We start from the raw sequence: 16620 nt of genomic DNA, 5'->3' as shown, positions 1-16620 counted from the left end.
CGCCGGGGTTCGCCGCGGGTTCTCATGCAGGCACGAGAGCAGGGCTTCCTGGAAGCAGGAAGGGAGCGGGCTTACCAATTACCGCTCCGGCCTTTTTCGACCAAGAAATTATATAACCGTCGCCCTGCCCGGTCAAACCGGCTTTCCACGCAATACTTGCAAAAAATGCTCGATGCGTGTCCAATCGCCATATGAAAATTTCCCCTGCACTCCCCATATGGTCCATCGCGGCTCCGGTCGTCGGCTGGCTCTTGCTCGGCGGCGCGAGCTTTAATCTCGGCGGCGTTTATACGATATTGCTGGTGGCAGGCCTGCTCGGCAGCGTGCTGGCGGCGGTGTATCACGCCGAGGTGGTTGCGCACCGGGTCGGCGAACCGTACGGCACCCTGGTGCTGGCGCTGGCGGTAACCCTGATCGAAGTGGCGCTGATCGTCTCGCTGATGCTGGCCGGCGGCGAAGAAACCACGGGGCTGGCGCGCGACACCGTGTTTGCCGCCATCATGATCATCCTCAACGGCATCGTCGGCATCTGCCTGCTGGTCGGCGCCAGCCATCACAAGGAACAGACTTTCGGCCAGCTTGGCGTCAGCGCTTCGCTGGCGACGCTGGCGGCGATCGCAGTGCTGACGCTGGTGCTGCCCAACTACACCTCGACTGCCGTCGGTCCGTTCTACAGCGCCAGCCAGCTGGCGTTCATCGCTGTCATCTCGCTGATACTGTACGGCACCTTCGTGCTGGTGCAGACCGTACGCCACCGCGACTACTTTCTGCCGGCGGAAGCGGTCAACGACGAAGATGTCCACGCGGCGCCGCCGACGGTCAAGGTGGCGGCGATCAGCGGCGGCCTGCTGCTGGTTTGCCTGGGAGCGGTAGTGCTGCTGGCGAAATCTCTGGCGCCGGCCCTGGAAACCGCGGTGGCGAGCGTCGGCGCGCCCAAGACCCTGGTCGGCATCATCATTGCTGCGGTGGTGCTGCTGCCGGAAGGGCTGGCCGCGGTGCGGGCGGCGCGCGCCAACCGCCTGCAGACCAGCCTCAACCTGGCGCTCGGTTCGGCGCTGGCCAGCATCGGCCTGACCATTCCGGCGGTGGCCATCGTCTCGCTCACCACCGGCTGGACCTTGTCGCTCGGCCTGGATGTCAAATCGACCGTGCTGTTGCTGCTGTCGTTCATCGTCGCCACGCTGTCGCTAGGCACCGGCCGCACCACGGTCATGCAAGGCACGGTGCACCTGGTGATTTTTGCGGTCTACCTGTTTACCACCATCGTTCCTTGAACTAGGGCCTGGTTGACCGGAACTGGCCAGCCAGTTCCGGCATTCCTGCACCAATCGGCATCATTCCTGCGCTGGCCATCGCGCCGCCGCATGGAGCGGCACCACACTGGTGCGCTTATCCTGCACCAAAATCTCATCTCACCAAATATGGGCGCCGCTTGTCTCGCTTGCGCCAATATTGCTCCAAATCCAAGTAGTTCTCCCTGAATCCGGCGCACGGCGCCGCCCCTCCTCACTGGCATGCATTCTGCTAATGACATTGTGTAATCAACGCATCCCCGTTCCAGGTTTGCCGCGTGCTTTCTTTACTCGTGTTTTTTCTGTTTTTATAACTCACTACCGGAGGAGAAATTCATGTCACGTCGCACCGTTCTGAAAGCTACCGCACTCGGCGCTTTCGCCTTGGCCGCCAGCGCATGGCTGCCGTCTGCCTTTGCCGCGGACACCATCAAGGTAGGCATCCTGCATTCATTATCGGGCACCATGGCTATCTCCGAAACTTCGCTCAAGGATGTAGCCCTGATGGCGATCGAAGAGATCAATGCCAACGGCGGCGTGATGGGCAAGAAACTGGAACCGGTGGTGGTTGACCCGGCCTCCAACTGGCCGCTGTTTGCGGAAAAGGCGCGCCAGCTGATCTCGCAGGACAAGGTGTCGGTGGTGTTCGGCTGCTGGACTTCGGTCTCGCGCAAATCGGTGCTGCCTGTATTCAAGGAACTCAACAGCCTGCTGTTCTATCCGGTGCAGTACGAAGGCGAGGAACTGGAAAAGAACGTGTTCTACACCGGCGCCGCGCCTAACCAGCAAGCGATCCCGGCCACCGAATACCTGATGTCGAAAGAAGGCGGCGGCGCCAAGCGCTTCGTGCTGCTGGGCACCGACTATGTGTACCCGCGCACCACCAACAAGATCCTGCGTTCCTTCCTGCACAGCAAGGGCATCAAGGATGCGGATATCGACGAAGTCTATACACCGTTCGGCCACTCCGATTACCAGACCATCGTCGCCAACATCAAGAAATTCTCCGCCGGCGGCAAGACCGCGGTGATCTCGACCATCAACGGCGACTCCAACGTGCCGTTCTACAAGGAACTGGGCAACGCCGGCCTGAAGGCGACGGATGTGCCGGTGGTAGCGTTCTCGGTAGGTGAAGAAGAGCTGCGCGGCGTTGACGCCAAGCCGCTGGTCGGCCATCTGGCAGCGTGGAATTATTTCGAGTCGGTGAAAAATCCGGTCAACACTGCTTTCATCAAGAAATGGAAAGCCTACGCCGTCGCCAAGAAACTGCCGAACGCCAGCACCGTGGTCACCAACGATCCGATGGAAGCAACCTATGTCGGTATCTACATGTGGAAACAGGCTGTGGAAAAAGCCAAGTCTACTGACACCGACAAAGTCATCGCCGCCATGTCCGGCCAGAAATTCAAGGCGCCGTCCGGCTATGAACTGGAAATGGACGCCACCAACCATCACCTGCACAAACCTGTGATGATCGGCGAAATCAAGGCTGACGGGCAGTTCAACGTCGTCAACAAGACCAAGACCACGATCCGCGCGCAGCCTTGGAGCCCATATATCCCGGGTAATGAAGGCAAGCAGAAGCTGTAACGTTGCCTGGCAGGCGTTGCTTTGAATTTCATAAGGGGACGTACGCGCGTCAGCTAGCGGCAAACCAAACCATATGGAAATGTAATTACTCCGTGGCCCGTTAAATGGGGTCAGAGTAATTTTCGCAAAAGGCGCGAAAAAAAACTCTGACTCCATTTAACTGCTTTCAGGTGGCGCTAAACAGACTAATGAAAATCTCAAGAAAAATTCTTCTCATTGCAAGTTTGTGCCTGCACATCACGCTGGCGCACGCCAAGATCGACCCGGCGCTGCTCAAGCCGCTGGCTGGCGACGATCCTGATGCGCGCATTGTTGCGGTCAACCAGATCGCCGCGCTGGCCAACGATGACGCGCTGAAGATTCTCAATGCCCTGAATACCGATGCCTTGTACGCCCGACCCGACGGCACGGTGCTGGTTGTCGAAGACACCCAGGCGTTCAATCCCGCCACCGACCAGACTTTGCCTACTCCCGACGATGCAGAGGGCATCAGCGTCAACAACCGCCTGCGCGGCGTAGTCGAAGGCGCCCTGTCCGGCCTGAAACTGTTTTCGGCCAACCGCAACCAGCGCATGACCGCTGCCACCGAACTGATAAAAACCGCCGACCCGGCGCAAATTCCCCTGGTCAGCAAAGCCCTGCACCAGGAAAGCGATCCTGAAATCCAGGCCGTTCTGCAACAGGTGATCGCCACCGCCAACCTGCACTCGGCCGACGCCGCCATCCGCAAGGCCGCGGTGCAAACCCTGGCCGGCAGCACCAACGCCAACCTGCGCCCGGCGCTGCAAAACCTGCTCAACAAGAATCCCGACGGCAGTTACATCGAACCCGATCCGGCAGTGCGTATCGAAGCGGTGCGCACCCTCGGCGTACTGGACCGCCACCTGGCGACGGTCGACTTCATCGGCAAGGTGTTCTACGGCATCTCGCTCGGCAGCGTGCTGCTGCTGGCGGCGCTCGGACTGGCCATCACTTTCGGCCTGATGGGCATCATCAACATGGCGCACGGCGAACTGCTGATGATAGGCGCCTACACCACCTACGTCTGCCAGCTGCTGTTCCGCCAGTATTTCCCGGGCGCGCTGGACGGCTACCTGCTGGTCGCGCTGCCAGCCGCCTTCATCGTCACCGCCGCCGTCGGCATCGTGCTGGAGCGGCTGGTGCTGCGCTGGCTGTATGGCCGGCCGCTGGAAACCCTGCTTTGCACCTGGGGCATCAGCCTGATGCTGATGCAGCTGGTGCGCTCCATCTTCGGCGCACAGAACGTCGAAGTCGCCAATCCCAGCTGGATGTCGGGCGGCGTCACCGTGCTCGGTTCGCTGGTGCTGTCGTACAACCGCATCGTGATCATTTTCTTCGCGCTGTTCGTGGTGCTGGCGGTGTGGCTGATCCTGAACAAGACCCGGCTCGGCCTGTTTGTGCGGGCGGTCATGCAGAACCGCCGCATGGCGTCCTGCGTCGGCGTCTCGACCGGCAAGATCGACATGATGACCTTCGGCCTCGGCTGCGGCATCGCCGGCCTCGGCGGCGTGGCGCTGTCGCAGCTCGGCAATGTCGGCCCGGACCTGGGACAAGGCTACATCGTCGACTCCTTCATGGTGGTGGTGCTGGGCGGCGTCGGCCAGCTGGCCGGCACCGTCATCGCCGCCTTCGGCCTGGGCGAAGTCAACAAATTCCTGGAGCCGGTGGCCGGCGCGGTGCTGGCCAAGATCGCCATCCTGGTGTTCATCATCGTCTTCATTCAAAAACGTCCGCAAGGCCTGTTTGCACTGAAAGGCAGGAGCGTGGAATGAGCACAGCAACTATCCCGGCATCTGATCCTACCCTCCAGCAAATCGCGGCGGCGAAGGCACCTTTGTTTTCGCGCCCGGCGTGGAGCGGCATCATCTTCTGCAGCGTGATCCTGGCCTTGCTGCCGGCGCTCAACCTGGTCTTCCCTGCCGGCCATGTGCTGCATATTTCCAGCTACACGGTAGCCCTGGTCGGCAAGTTCATGTGCTACGCCATGGCGGCGCTGGCGCTCGACCTGGTGTGGGGCTACACCGGCATCCTGTCGCTCGGCCACGGCGTGTTCTTTGCGCTGGGCGGCTACGCCCACGGCATGTACCTGATGCGGGCCATCGGCCGCGACGGCGTCTATCAGAGCAACCTGCCCGACTTCATGGTGTTCCTCGACTGGAAAACCTATCCCTGGTTCTGGTCGCTGACCGACCACTTCTGGTACTGCATGGCGCTGGTGGTGCTGGTGCCGGGCGTGCTGGCTTTCGTGTTCGGCTATTTCGCCTTCCGTTCGCGCATCAAGGGCGTGTATTTCTCCATCATCACGCAAGCCATGACCTTCGCTTTCATGCTGCTGTTCTTCCGCAACAACACCGGTTTCGGCGGCAACAACGGCTTCACCGATTTCAAGCGCATCCTGGGTTATTCGGTCACCGCGCCGTCGACCAAGGCGGTGCTGTACCTGATCACGCTGGCTTTCCTGCTCGGCGCCCTGCTGCTGTGCCGCTGGATCGTTACTTCCAAGCTGGGGCGCGTGTTGCAGGCGGTGCGCGATTCGGAATCGCGCCTGATGTTCATCGGCTACAACCCGCTCTGGTTCAAGCTGTTCGTGTGGACCTTGTCGGCAGTGTTGTGCGGCATTGCCGGCGCCCTGTACGTGCCACAGGTCGGCATCATCAACCCGTCCGAGATGTCGCCGGCGAATTCGATCGAAATGGTGATCTGGGCGGCGGTCGGCGGCCGCGGTTCGCTGCTGGGGCCGATCATCGGCGCCTTCTCGGTGAACGGCTTGAAGAGCTGGTTCACCGGCGCCTTCCCCGATTTGTGGCTGTATGCACTGGGCTTGATTTTCATCCTGGTCACGCTGTTCATGCCGCAGGGCATCCTGGGCCTGGCCGACAAGCTGAAAAGCAAGTTCAAGAGCGGCAAGGAGACGGCATGAGTCAACGCATTAGTCAAATCTATAATCCGGCGCAGCCATCCGACAAGGTCGACAACGCCCTGCACGCCGACTACGGCACCTCGTATGCGCGGATCAAGCCGGAAGGGGTCGATACCACCCACGGCGCCATCCTTTACCTGGAAAACATCACGGTTTCCTTCGATGGCTTCAAGGCGCTCAACAACCTGAACCTCGACATTTCGGTGGGCGAACTGCGCTGCATCATCGGCCCCAACGGCGCCGGCAAGACCACCATGATGGATGTCATCACCGGCAAGACCCGGCCCAGCGCCGGCACCGCCTTCTTTGGCCAGAGCATAGACCTGACCAAGCTGACCGAATACGACATCGCCCATGCCGGCATCGGCCGCAAATTCCAGCGGCCGACGGTGTTCGAGCAGCACACCGTGTTCGAGAACCTTGAGCTGGCGATGAAGATGGACAAACGCGTGAAGACCACCCTGTTTTCACGGCTGACATCGGAACAGGTCGACAAGATCGACGCCTGCCTGCGGCTGATCCGCCTGAACGGCAACGAACGGCGGCTGGCCGGCCTGCTGTCGCACGGCCAGAAACAGTGGCTGGAAATCGGCATGCTGCTGATGCAGGAACCGCAGCTGCTGTTGCTGGACGAACCGGTGGCCGGCATGTCGGATGCGGAAACCGCGCGCACCGCCGAGCTGCTCAACGAACTGCGCGGCAAGCATTCGATCATGGTGGTTGAGCACGACATGGGTTTTGTCGCCGAAATCGCTCAGCAGGGCAAGGTCACGGTGCTGCATGAAGGCTCGGTGCTGGCGGCCGGCAAGATGTCGGAAGTACAGGCCGATGAGCGCGTGATTGAAGTTTACCTCGGGCGCTAGAAGACTATGCTGAACGTTGAACAATTGAACCAGTATTACGGCTCCTCGCATACCCTGCGCGGCGTCTCGCTGTCCCTGGAAAAAGGCAAGTGCCTGGCGCTGCTGGGCCGCAACGGCGTCGGCAAGACTACCCTGCTGAAATGCCTGATGGGCGTGCTGCCCAGCGCCAGCGGCAAAGTGACGCTGGAAGGCCGCGACATCACCAGCCTCAAGCCGCACCAGCGCGCCGCGCTCGGCATTGCCTATGTGCCGCAAGGACGGGAAATCTTCGCTCGCCTGTCGGTGGAAGAAAACCTGCTGATGGGCATGGCCACCAAATCGGGCAAGAAGGCTTTGCTGATCAAGGACGAGGTCTATGAACTGTTCCCGGTGCTGAAGGAAATGCTGCAGCGGCGCGGCGGCGACCTGTCCGGCGGCCAGCAGCAGCAGCTGGCGATTGCGCGCGCCTTGCTGGCGGAACCGAAGCTGATCATCCTGGACGAGCCGACCGAAGGCATCCAGCCCTCCATCATCAAGGACATCGGAAGGGTGATCCGCCTGCTGCGCGAACGCGGCGACATCGGCATCCTGCTGTGCGAACAATACTTCGATTTCGCGCGTGACCTGGCAGACAACTTTGTGGTGCTGTCGCGCGGCGAAGTGGTGGCCGCCGGCAGCCAGGAGAGCATGGATGATGACAGCGTGAAACGGCACTTGGCGGTATAGTTCCCCATGGATAATTTCACCGCCCAGCCCGTGCCGGCCAGCGCCGCGCTTGCCTTGCCCGCGACTTTGCCCACGATTTTGCCCGAGCAGGTCCGGGGCGCCGACAACCAGGCCTGGCTGTCGCTGCGCTTTGCCGACGACCAGGGCACCACGCGCCTGCTGGACCGCGCCCACTACGGCCCCTTGCGCGTGCAAAAGGCGCTCTATCCGGAACATCCCTCGATCTGCCACGCCATCATCGTCCATCCGCCCGGCGGCGTGGTGGGCGGCGACCAGCTGACCATCAAGGCCGACGTCGGCGCCGGCGCCCACGCTTTCCTCACCACGCCCGGCGCCGCCAAGTGGTACCAGGCCAACGGCAAGCTGTCGCAGCAGCAGGTCAGGCTGCAGCTTGCCGATTCGGCAACGCTGGAATGGCTGCCGCAGGAAACCATTTTTTTCGACCAGGCCGAGGTTGCGCTGACCCATGAAGTCGAACTGCAAGGCGAAGCCCGCTATATCGGCGGCGAGATCCTGTGTTTCGGCCGCACCGCCTCCGGCGAAACCTTCAACCGCGGCCGCATCTCGCAACAGACCAGCATCCGCCGCGACGGCAAATTATTATGGTTTGAACAAGGCGTGCTGAGCGGCGGCAGCGCGGCCATGCACAACCGCCTTGGATTGGCAGGCTGTACGGTGTGCGCCACCTTGATGGTGGCCGGAAAACCGTTTTCCGCAAGCTTCGTGCAGCAGCTGCGCGAACTTGCCAGCCAGCTGGCGGGAGAGCGAGCCAGCGTCGGCGCGACCCAGCTGAAGTCAGTCCTGGTGCTGCGCCACCTGGGACATTCCAGCGAACTGGCGCGGCAGTGGATGATGCAAGCCTGGCAGCTGATCCGTCCGCAACTGCTGGGACACGAAGCATTGATACCGCGCATCTGGAACACTTGAATAAAAACCACCACCGTCATCGAAAAGAAAGAAAAGTCACATGGACCTGACGCCGAGAGAAAAAGACAAACTGCTGATCTTCACCGCCGGCCTGCTGGCGGAACGACGTTTGGCGCGCGGCCTGAAGCTGAACTACCCGGAAGCGATCGCCCTGATCAGCGCCGCCATCATGGAAGGCGCACGCGACGGCAAGAGCGTCGCCGAGCTGATGTCCTACGGCAGCAAGATCCTGACGCGCGCCGACGTGATGGAGGGCATCGCCGAAATGATTCCCGACATCCAGGTCGAGGCCACCTTCCCGGACGGCAGCAAGCTGGTCACCGTGCATCACCCTATTCCCTAGACTGGAGCAGCCCCATGATCCCAGGAGAAATGCAGATCCAGAGCGGCGACATCGAACTCAATGTCGGCCGCCGCTGCAGCAGCGTCACCGTCGCCAACAGTGGCGACCGGCCGATCCAGATCGGTTCGCACTTTCATTTTTACGAAGTCAACCCGGCTCTGCTGTTCGAGCGCGAAGATGCCTACGGCATGCGGCTCAACATCGCGGCCGGCACCGCGGTGCGTTTCGAGCCGGGCCAGAAACGCACGGTGGAACTGGTGGAACTGGCGGGCGACCGCATCGTCTACGGCTTCAACGGCAAGGTCATGGGTGCATTGACGAAACGAGTAAAATCATGAGCAAAATCTCCAGACACGCCTACGCCGAAATGTACGGCCCGACCACCGGCGACCGCATCCGCCTGGCCGACACCGAACTGTTCATCGAAATCGAAAAAGACTACGCCACCTACGGCGAAGAAGTGAAATTCGGCGGCGGCAAGGTGATCCGCGACGGCATGGGCCAGTCGCAGCGCATGCATAAGGATGTGATGGACACCGTGATCACCAACGCCGTGATCATCGACCACTGGGGCATCGTCAAGGCCGACATCGGCATCAAGGGCGGCAAGATCGCCGCCATCGGCAAGGCCGGCAATCCGGATATCCAGCCGGACGTGACCATGGTGATCGGCGGCGCCACCGAGATCATCGCCGGCGAAGGCAAGATCGTCACCGCCGGCGGCATCGATTGCCACATCCATTTCATCTGCCCGCAGCAGATGGAAGAAGCCTTGATGAGCGGCGTCACCACCATGCTGGGCGGCGGCACCGGCCCGGCAGCGGGTACCGCCGCCACCACCTGCACGCCCGGTCCCTGGCACCTGCATGCGATGCTGTCGGCGGCCGATGCCTTCCCGATGAACCTGGGTTTCCTCGGCAAGGGCAACATCAGCTTGCCGGGTCCGCTGGAAGAACAGGTGCGCGCCGGCGCCATCGGCCTCAAGCTGCATGAAGACTGGGGCTCGACCCCGGCCGCCATCGACAACTGCCTGAGCGTGGCCGACCGCATGGACGTGCAGGTGGCGATCCATAGCGATACCCTGAACGAAGGCGGTTTCCTGGAACACACACTGGCCGCGTTCCAGGATCGCACTATCCATACCTTCCATACCGAAGGCGCCGGCGGCGGCCATGCGCCGGACATCATCGCCGCAGTCGGCAACAGCAATGTGCTGCCCTCCTCCACCAACCCGACCCGGCCGTTTACCGTCAACACGCTGGACGAGCATCTCGATATGCTGATGGTCTGCCATCACCTGGATGCGGCAATCGCCGAAGATGTGGCGTTCGCCGAATCGCGCATCCGGCGCGAAACGATTGCCGCCGAAGATATCCTGCACGACATCGGCGCCATCAGCATGATGTCTTCCGATTCGCAAGCCATGGGCCGGGTCGGCGAAGTCATCCTGCGCACCTGGCAGACCGCGCACAAGATGAAGGTCCAGCGCGGCAAGCTGGCCGAGGATAGCGGCAGCAAGGCCGACAACTTCCGCGTCAAGCGCTACATCGCCAAGTACACGATCAATCCTGCCATCACCCATGGCATCTCGCATGTGGTGGGATCGATCGAGGTCGGCAAGATCGCCGACCTGGTGCTGTGGAAGCCGGCCTTCTTCGGCGTCAAACCATCCACCATCCTGAAGAGCGGCATGATCGCGGCGGCGCAGATGGGCGACCCGAATGCATCCATCCCGACGCCGCAGCCGGTGCATTACCGGATGATGTTCGGCGCCTACGGCGGCGGCCTCAAGACTTCGCTCACCTTCGTCTCGCAAGCGGCGTACGACGACGGCATAGGCGAACGCCTGAAGCTGAACAAGCCGGTGGTGGCGATCAAGGACGTGCGCCACCTGCGCAAGCATCACATGATCCACAACAGCGCCACGCCGCATATGGAAGTCAATCCCGAAACCTATGAGGTGCGCGCCGATGGCGAACTGCTGGTGTGCGAACCGGCCAGCGTATTGCCGATGACGCAGCGTTATTTCCTATTCTGATTTTATTGCGACGAAAGCAAGATGTTAATCCTCAATACAAAAGTAGAACACACCGATCTGATCGAGGGCGAACTGGTCTTGCCCTATGAGTTGCGCGAGAAAAGCCGCCTGCGCGCGACCTTGAGCAGCGGCGAGGAAGTAGGCGTATTCACGGTGCGCGGCACGGTGCTGCGCCACGGCGATCTGCTCAAGGGCAGCGACGACGGCGGCCAGGAACGCGTGGTCAGGATCATGGCGGCGGCGGAAGCGACCTACCGCATCGAGTGCGCCAGTCCGCACGCCCTGCTGCGCTGCGCTTTCCACCTGGGCAACCGCCACACCCAGGCCCATGTCGGCGACGGTTTCCTGCGCATACGCAAGGACGCGGTGCTGAAAGAAATGCTGCAGGGCCTGCAGGCCACGGTCACCGAGGAACTGGCGGCGTTCGAGCCGGAATCGGGCGCCTACGGCGGCGGCCATCACCATCATCACGACGGCTTGCTGGCGCCGGTGCCGCTGCGCCAGAAAATCCACCGGCCCAGCGACGAGCCCAACCGCGAGCCTGACGCCTGAGTCTGGCAGACAAGATGAACGCGACCGCGCTGCTCCATCTGCTGCAACTGGCCAGCCCGTCATTGCCGATCGGCGCCTACAGCTATTCGCAGGGGCTGGAAACGGCCATCGACAAGGGCTGGGTCAAGGATCCGGAATCGGCGCGCGGCTGGATCTGCAATAACCTGCAGCAAGTAGTGGCGCTGTTTGAGGCACCCGTCTTGTGGCGCCTGCTGCAAGCGTTCGAAGGTCGCGACGGCGCCGCGGTAGCGTTGTGGACTGAACGCTTCATCGCGGCGCGCGACACGGCGGAATTCCGCGCCGAAACCATACAGATGGGATATTCGCTGGGCAAGCTGGCGATCGAATTGCAGGTAGGCGACGCCGCCCTGCTGGCGATCCTGCAGGCCCAGCCGGAACTACCGCTGCCGACCGCCTACGCCTACGCCGCGGTGGCGCTGCAGGTGCCGCATGAAGCGGCGTTGCTGGGCATGCTGTTTTCCTGGGCGGAAAACCAGGTGCTGGTATGCGTCAAGTCGATCCCGCTGGGCCAGGTTGCTGGCCAGCGCCTGCTGCTGTCCTTGCAGGCGGAACTGCAGCTGGCGGCACGGCATGCGCAGGAACTGGCCGATCATGAACTGTCGAACTGGGCGCCGGGCCTGTCATTGCTGTCGATGCAGCATGAAGAACAATACAGCCGCCTCTATCGTTCCTGAAACCAAACATTCACTATTTTTAAGCGGATATCCAAATGAGCACTTCCTCACCATCCAATCCACTGCGCGTCGGCATCGGCGGCCCGGTCGGCTCCGGCAAGACCGCCCTGTGCGAAATGCTGTGCAAAGGCATGCGCGACCGCTACGACATGGCGGTCATCACCAACGACATCTACACCAAGGAAGACATGGAGATCCTGCTGCGCGCCGATGCCTTGCCGGCGGAGCGCCTGATGGGCGTGGAAACCGGCGGCTGCCCGCACACGGCGATACGCGAAGATGCCTCGATCAACCTGGAAGCGATTTCGCGCATGAGCGCCGATTTCCCCAACCTCGACCTGATCCTGCTGGAGTCCGGCGGCGACAACCTGGCGGCCACGTTCAGCCCGGAACTGTCCGACCTGACCATCTACGTGATCGACGTCGCCGGCGGCGAAAAAATCCCGCGCAAGGGCGGCCCCGGCATCACCCGCTCCGACCTGCTGATCATCAACAAGACCGACCTCGCTCCCTACGTCGGCGCCAACCTGGATGTGATGGCGCACGACGCCAAAAAGATGCGCGGCGAACGGCCGTTCATTTTCACCAACCTGCGCAGCGGCGACGGCGTTGAGCAAGTGATCGCTTTCATCCGCCAGCAAGGTTTACTGGATCAGCCTAAGTGAGCAGCCCAAATGAGCACCCAAACGAATTCTTCAAATAAACAGCCATTTTCAAGGAGCCCTGTCATGTCCCGTCCTTCCGCCAGTATTTACGGCCGCCTCAGCGCGCTGGCCTTCGCCGTCCTCAGCATCGCCCCGGCCTTCGCCCATCCCGGCCATCCCGATGCGTTCGGCTTCAACAACGGTTTTGCCCATCCGTTCTCCGGCATCGACCATTTGCTGGCGATGCTGGCGGTCGGCTTGTGGGCGGCGCAAAACAAGCGTTCGGCGCTGTGGGTGTTGCCGCTGGCGTTTCCGCTGATGATGGTGGTGGGCGCACTGCTGGCGTTTGCCGGTTTGCAGATGCCCGGGGTTGAAACCGGCATCGCGGCATCGGTCGCGGTGCTTGGCCTGCTGATCGCGTTCGCCATCCGTATGCCGGTATGGGCCAGCGCCAGCGTGGTCTCCGTCTTTGCGCTGTTCCACGGTTATGCGCACGGCAGCGAATTGCCGCATGGCGCCTCGGCGCTTTGGTATGGCGTCGGTTTTGTGGCGGCGACGGCGCTGCTGCATTTGCTCGGTTTGGCGGTCGGCCTGGTCGCCGGTCAGAAAATGGCGGCGCAGGCGGTGCGGCTGGGCGGCGTGGCGATTGCGGCGGTGGGCGGTTATTTGCTGTCCGGCGCATTTTAGAAAAACAAGCATCTCTTGAGCAGCCGCGGCTTGCGGCTGCTCAAAAAAAAGCCAGTTCTTCCGCAGTTTTGTTGCGGAGACCTGGCTCTTTTGTTTGTACGGTTCCCGATCCATTCAAATATGCTAATGTCTTTTAGCGTGACAAGTCATTGCGCTCCTTTTTTTTGCTCATCTAGACTGGATATAACATGACTACCTCGATTGCATACCGGATACCCGGCCGCGCCCGCGATCTCGGCGAACTGGTGGTGCGCCGCGTGCTGCCTGCCGGCCGCCACCAAAGCGTGGGGCCTTTCCTGTTTTTCGACCACATGGGGCCGGTCGACTTCCCCAGCGGCCAGGGCATCGATGTCCGCCCGCATCCGCACATCGGCCTGGCGACGGTCACCTATCTGTTCGAAGGCGCGATCCGCCACCACGACAGCCTCGGCAACGACCAGGAAATCATTCCCGGCGACGTCAACTGGATGACGGCCGGGCGCGGCATCGTCCATGCCGAACGCACGCCCGCGGCGCAGCGCGCCAACGGCTGGCGCCTGCACGGCATCCAGACCTGGGTAGCGCTGCCGCTGGCCGACGAACAGGGGCCGCCGGCTTTCGTCCACCATCCGGCCGCCAGCCTGCCGCTGGTCGAGGGCGACGGTTACCAGCTGCGCATCATCGCCGGCCGCGCTTTTGGCCGCGAGGCGCCGGTCAAAGTCCTGGCGCCGACCTTGTATGTCGCCGCCGAAATGCAGGCCGGCGCGCAGTTCACGCTGGAGCCGGAATATCCGCAGCAAGCCGTGTATGTCGCCAGCGGCAGCGTGACCATCGATGGCGAAGCGCTGGAAATGGGCGTGCTGGCCGTGCTGGAACCGGATCGGGCGGTCAGTATCGACGCCAGCGAAGCGGCCCAGGTCATGCTGCTGGGCGGCGCTCCTATCGATGGGCCGCGCACCATCTGGTGGAATTTTGTCGCCAGCGATCCGCAGCTGATCGAGACCGCCAAAGACAACTGGCGCGAACAACGCTTCGATCCGGTGCCGGGCGACGATGAACGAATTCCCCTGCCGGAATAGTGTCCGGCTTTCTGCCCCCTGCCCCCTGCTCCGTTCAGCAGCCGCGGACGGGGCATTTTCATTTCTGCATCCGGCGCGCTATAGCGGTTTGCTGCAAACAAAGCTGGCGGCATCGTCCACATTGCCCTGGCCGCGGTATTTCGCCACCTGCGGATAGGCGCAGATCGGCCGGGTCCGGCCTTGCGCCTGGTTCAGCTTGCTGTCGGCCAGGCCGCCGACGCCATCGGTAGTCGCCGATTTGACGGCAATCATCTGGCTGGGCGGCTTGCCGCTTTCGACCCATTTATCGAGGGCGCCAATCGCATCGAAGGTATTGGGGCCGATGCCGCCGCGGCAATGCCCCATGCCCGGCATCAGGAACAGCCGTGCGAAGCTGGGCGTGTCCTTTACTTTTGCCGCCACTTTTTCATAATAATTGATAGTGTCGTAAGCGTTGCCTATCGGGTCGGCCCAGCCATGGTAGAGAATCAGTTTGCCGCCGTGTTTCTTGTAGGCGTTCAGGTCCGGATCGGTTGCGTCGACCGTCTTGCCGATGACTGCATCGACGATGCCGAGATCCTTGTCCCAGTCGAAAGTGCGCCAGTCCCACTGCGCATCCTTGAATACCCAGTCCCGGAAAAATTCGAGGCGGAACGGCTGCGGCCCTTCGATTGCGTAGCCCCAGCCGCCCAGGTAGCCGAATTCGCTGCCGACCGGCCAGCCCGGGTACACCTGCTCTCCGGTGCGCGCGTTGACCGCACCGCTGTATAACTTCTTGAGCGTGCCTATCTGCGCGCCGGTCAGGCAAACCGGGCCGTCCTTGTCGTCCTTGCACTGGAGCTGCGACGGATCGAAACCGCAATGACGGGGATCGCCGATGAGGCCGTCGCCAGCGCCACATGCGGCGATGGCGGCATGATTGATGAACGGCAGCTTGGCGGCGGGAATGTAGCCCGCGGCCGACTTCATGTTTTGCATGGCCATCCACAGGAATCCTTCGTTCAAGCCAGTCCGGCGGAAGCCGGGAGCGCCGGCAATGATGCCGTCAAAGTCTTCCGGATAACGCTGCGCCGCCATCAGGGCCTGGCCGCCGCCGGTCGAGCATCCGAAGAAATAGGATTTGCCGGCATCCTTGCCCTGGAATTTTTTGACCAGCGCTTTTGACACGCCAGCCGCGGCGTGGGTCGAGCGCTCGGCCCAGTCGGCGATTTTTTCGGGATGATCCGCGCCCCACTGCAGGCTCTCCTTGCGATAGGCCGAGGTATCGACGTGGCCGCTGTCGCTTGAAACCACTGCGTAGCCGCGCCGGATGGCCGGCTCCAGCTCGCCGTATTGAATCGATCCGACGTAGCCGCCGTTGCCGACCACCAGCAATTTGCCGTTCCAGTCTTTCGACGGCGGTATCCACAACTCAAAACCGATACGCGAATTCTCGCCCGCCTCAACCCTGCCGGCCACGCGGCAAAACGCAGGTAGCGATGTCCCCTCCCGCTTGCCGGGAACCTTGAATTCTCCCGCCGCCTGCAAGCTTGCCGCGGTAATGACAACACCCGTCTTCTGGAATTTATCCAGGGCTTCGCAGCTGTCCGCAGCCTGGGCGATCAGCGGCAAGGACAAGGCTGCGGAAAAAAACAGAGCGATGATATGGAAATACATGCGGATGGCCTCCAAGGATCATAGATGACTGGAATGGTTGTTTCATCACAGGTGCAGCGAGCGCAACCCGTCCATTGTCGGTCCGGCATTACCAAAAGAATAGTTTATTTTTGTTTGCAATAGCTAAAGAAAAAGTTTAATTTATACGCTTCCCCAAACCACGCATGAGGTGGCGTCGTTGAGCACAATCCGCTTTTTACGAACTTTCCTGGCAGTCGAGAAACATGGCTCGTTCGCCGCCGCGGCCGACCGCATGGCCCTGACGCAAGCCGCCGTGGGCCAGCAGATGCGCTCGCTCGAGACCGAATTCCGGCGCACGCTGTTTGACCGCTCGCGCCGCGTGATCAAGCTGAATCCAGCCGGCCGGGCGCTGTTGCCTCATGCGCTGCGCGTGGTTGCCGCGTATGAGGCGATGGTCGCCGATGCCGGCGTCGAACAGGAGCTGGCCGGCGCCGTGACTGTCGGCGCGATCATTTCCGCGATGGGGTTTTTATCGGAAAACCTGGCGCATCTGAAGCTGCGCTATCCGGCGCTCAAAGTCCAGCTGTTGCACGGGCCGAACGAAGAGCTGACCGAGCAGGTGCGCACGGGCGAGATCGACGCCGCAATCGTGGTAGAGGTCACGCGCGAAGCATCCGATGGCATGCGCT

At 61.8% G+C, this 16620-nt stretch carries 17 protein-coding genes; 16 read left to right on the top strand and 1 reads right to left on the bottom strand.

Annotation, left to right across the window (positions count from 1 at the left end; all coding sequences use genetic code 11):
- Nucleotides 1-191 precede the first annotated feature (191 nt).
- The 15 genes from JWQ61_RS02915 to JWQ61_RS02845 all read left to right on the top strand — a co-directional run bounded on the left by JWQ61_RS02915 (nt 192) and on the right by JWQ61_RS02845 (nt 14335).
- Entirely contained in the window at nt 192-1274 is a 1083-nt protein-coding gene (locus JWQ61_RS02915) for a calcium:proton antiporter (RefSeq protein WP_120235252.1), read from the top strand.
- A gap of 354 nt (nt 1275-1628) precedes the next feature.
- Entirely contained in the window at nt 1629-2882 is a 1254-nt protein-coding gene (gene urtA, locus JWQ61_RS02910; RefSeq protein ID WP_120235251.1) for an urea ABC transporter substrate-binding protein, read from the top strand.
- Between the two features lie 188 nt (nt 2883-3070).
- On the top strand, nt 3071-4675 hold the full coding sequence (gene urtB / locus JWQ61_RS02905; protein WP_304359189.1) for an urea ABC transporter permease subunit UrtB: 1605 nt from the start codon (nt 3071-3073) through the stop codon (nt 4673-4675).
- On the top strand, nt 4672-5823 hold the full coding sequence (gene urtC, locus JWQ61_RS02900; protein WP_304359188.1) for an urea ABC transporter permease subunit UrtC: 1152 nt from the start codon (nt 4672-4674) through the stop codon (nt 5821-5823). The genes urtB and urtC overlap by 4 nt, the downstream gene beginning before the upstream one ends.
- Nucleotides 5820-6686 (top strand): urea ABC transporter ATP-binding protein UrtD, encoded by an 867-nt coding sequence (urtD, locus tag JWQ61_RS02895; RefSeq protein WP_304359187.1) that lies wholly within the window; start codon nt 5820-5822, stop codon nt 6684-6686. The genes urtC and urtD overlap by 4 nt, the downstream gene beginning before the upstream one ends.
- Nucleotides 6687-6692: 6 nt before the next feature.
- Nucleotides 6693-7391: an urea ABC transporter ATP-binding subunit UrtE gene (gene urtE, locus JWQ61_RS02890; RefSeq protein WP_304359186.1), complete on the top strand. Its 699-nt coding sequence runs from the start codon at nt 6693-6695 to the stop codon at nt 7389-7391.
- A gap of 6 nt (nt 7392-7397) precedes the next feature.
- The gene (locus tag JWQ61_RS02885; RefSeq protein WP_304359185.1) at nt 7398-8318 is read left to right on the top strand and encodes an urease accessory protein UreD; all 921 of its coding nucleotides are present in this window, start codon (nt 7398-7400) and stop codon (nt 8316-8318) included.
- 40 nt (nt 8319-8358) lie between these two features.
- Nucleotides 8359-8661 (top strand): urease subunit gamma, encoded by a 303-nt coding sequence (locus tag JWQ61_RS02880; protein WP_014006831.1) that lies wholly within the window; start codon nt 8359-8361, stop codon nt 8659-8661.
- Between the two features lie 14 nt (nt 8662-8675).
- Nucleotides 8676-8999 carry an urease subunit beta gene (locus JWQ61_RS02875; protein ID WP_304359184.1) on the top strand — a complete coding sequence of 108 codons (324 nt, stop codon included), beginning with the start codon at nt 8676-8678 and terminating at the stop codon, nt 8997-8999.
- Nucleotides 8996-10699, top strand: coding sequence for an urease subunit alpha (gene ureC / locus JWQ61_RS02870; protein WP_304359183.1), 1704 nt, complete (start codon nt 8996-8998; stop codon nt 10697-10699). The genes JWQ61_RS02875 and ureC overlap by 4 nt, the downstream gene beginning before the upstream one ends.
- Nucleotides 10700-10720: 21 nt before the next feature.
- On the top strand, nt 10721-11251 hold the full coding sequence (gene ureE, locus JWQ61_RS02865) for an urease accessory protein UreE (protein WP_304359182.1): 531 nt from the start codon (nt 10721-10723) through the stop codon (nt 11249-11251).
- 14 nt (nt 11252-11265) lie between these two features.
- Nucleotides 11266-11946 carry an urease accessory protein UreF gene (locus JWQ61_RS02860; RefSeq protein WP_304359181.1) on the top strand — a complete coding sequence of 227 codons (681 nt, stop codon included), beginning with the start codon at nt 11266-11268 and terminating at the stop codon, nt 11944-11946.
- 35 nt (nt 11947-11981) lie between these two features.
- Nucleotides 11982-12611, top strand: coding sequence for an urease accessory protein UreG (gene ureG, locus JWQ61_RS02855; protein WP_304359180.1), 630 nt, complete (start codon nt 11982-11984; stop codon nt 12609-12611).
- Between the two features lie 63 nt (nt 12612-12674).
- Complete coding sequence (locus JWQ61_RS02850; protein ID WP_304359179.1) at nt 12675-13277, top strand: HupE/UreJ family protein; 603 nt, start codon at nt 12675-12677, stop codon at nt 13275-13277.
- Between the two features lie 188 nt (nt 13278-13465).
- Nucleotides 13466-14335, top strand: a complete 870-nt coding sequence (locus JWQ61_RS02845) for a pirin family protein (RefSeq protein ID WP_304359178.1) — start codon at nt 13466-13468, stop codon at nt 14333-14335.
- Nucleotides 14336-14413: 78 nt separating this feature from the next.
- Here JWQ61_RS02845 and JWQ61_RS02840 read toward each other — a convergent pair whose 3' ends face one another.
- On the bottom strand, nt 14414-15970 hold the full coding sequence (locus tag JWQ61_RS02840; protein WP_304359177.1) for a tannase/feruloyl esterase family alpha/beta hydrolase: 1557 nt from the start codon (nt 15968-15970) through the stop codon (nt 14414-14416).
- A 178-nt stretch (nt 15971-16148) separates the two neighbouring features.
- On the opposite strand from JWQ61_RS02840, the gene JWQ61_RS02835 reads away from it, so the two are divergent.
- Nucleotides 16149-16620, top strand: a 472-nt coding sequence (locus JWQ61_RS02835) for a LysR family transcriptional regulator (RefSeq protein WP_304359176.1), incomplete at its 3' end; no start/stop codon positions are given.

This window comes from Collimonas fungivorans, from assembly GCF_028292705.1.
GTDB lineage: Bacteria > Pseudomonadota > Gammaproteobacteria > Burkholderiales > Burkholderiaceae_D > Collimonas > Collimonas fungivorans_B.
The sequence above is the reverse complement of the archived record's forward strand: the minus strand, read 5'-3'. Positions and strand labels throughout refer to the sequence as shown.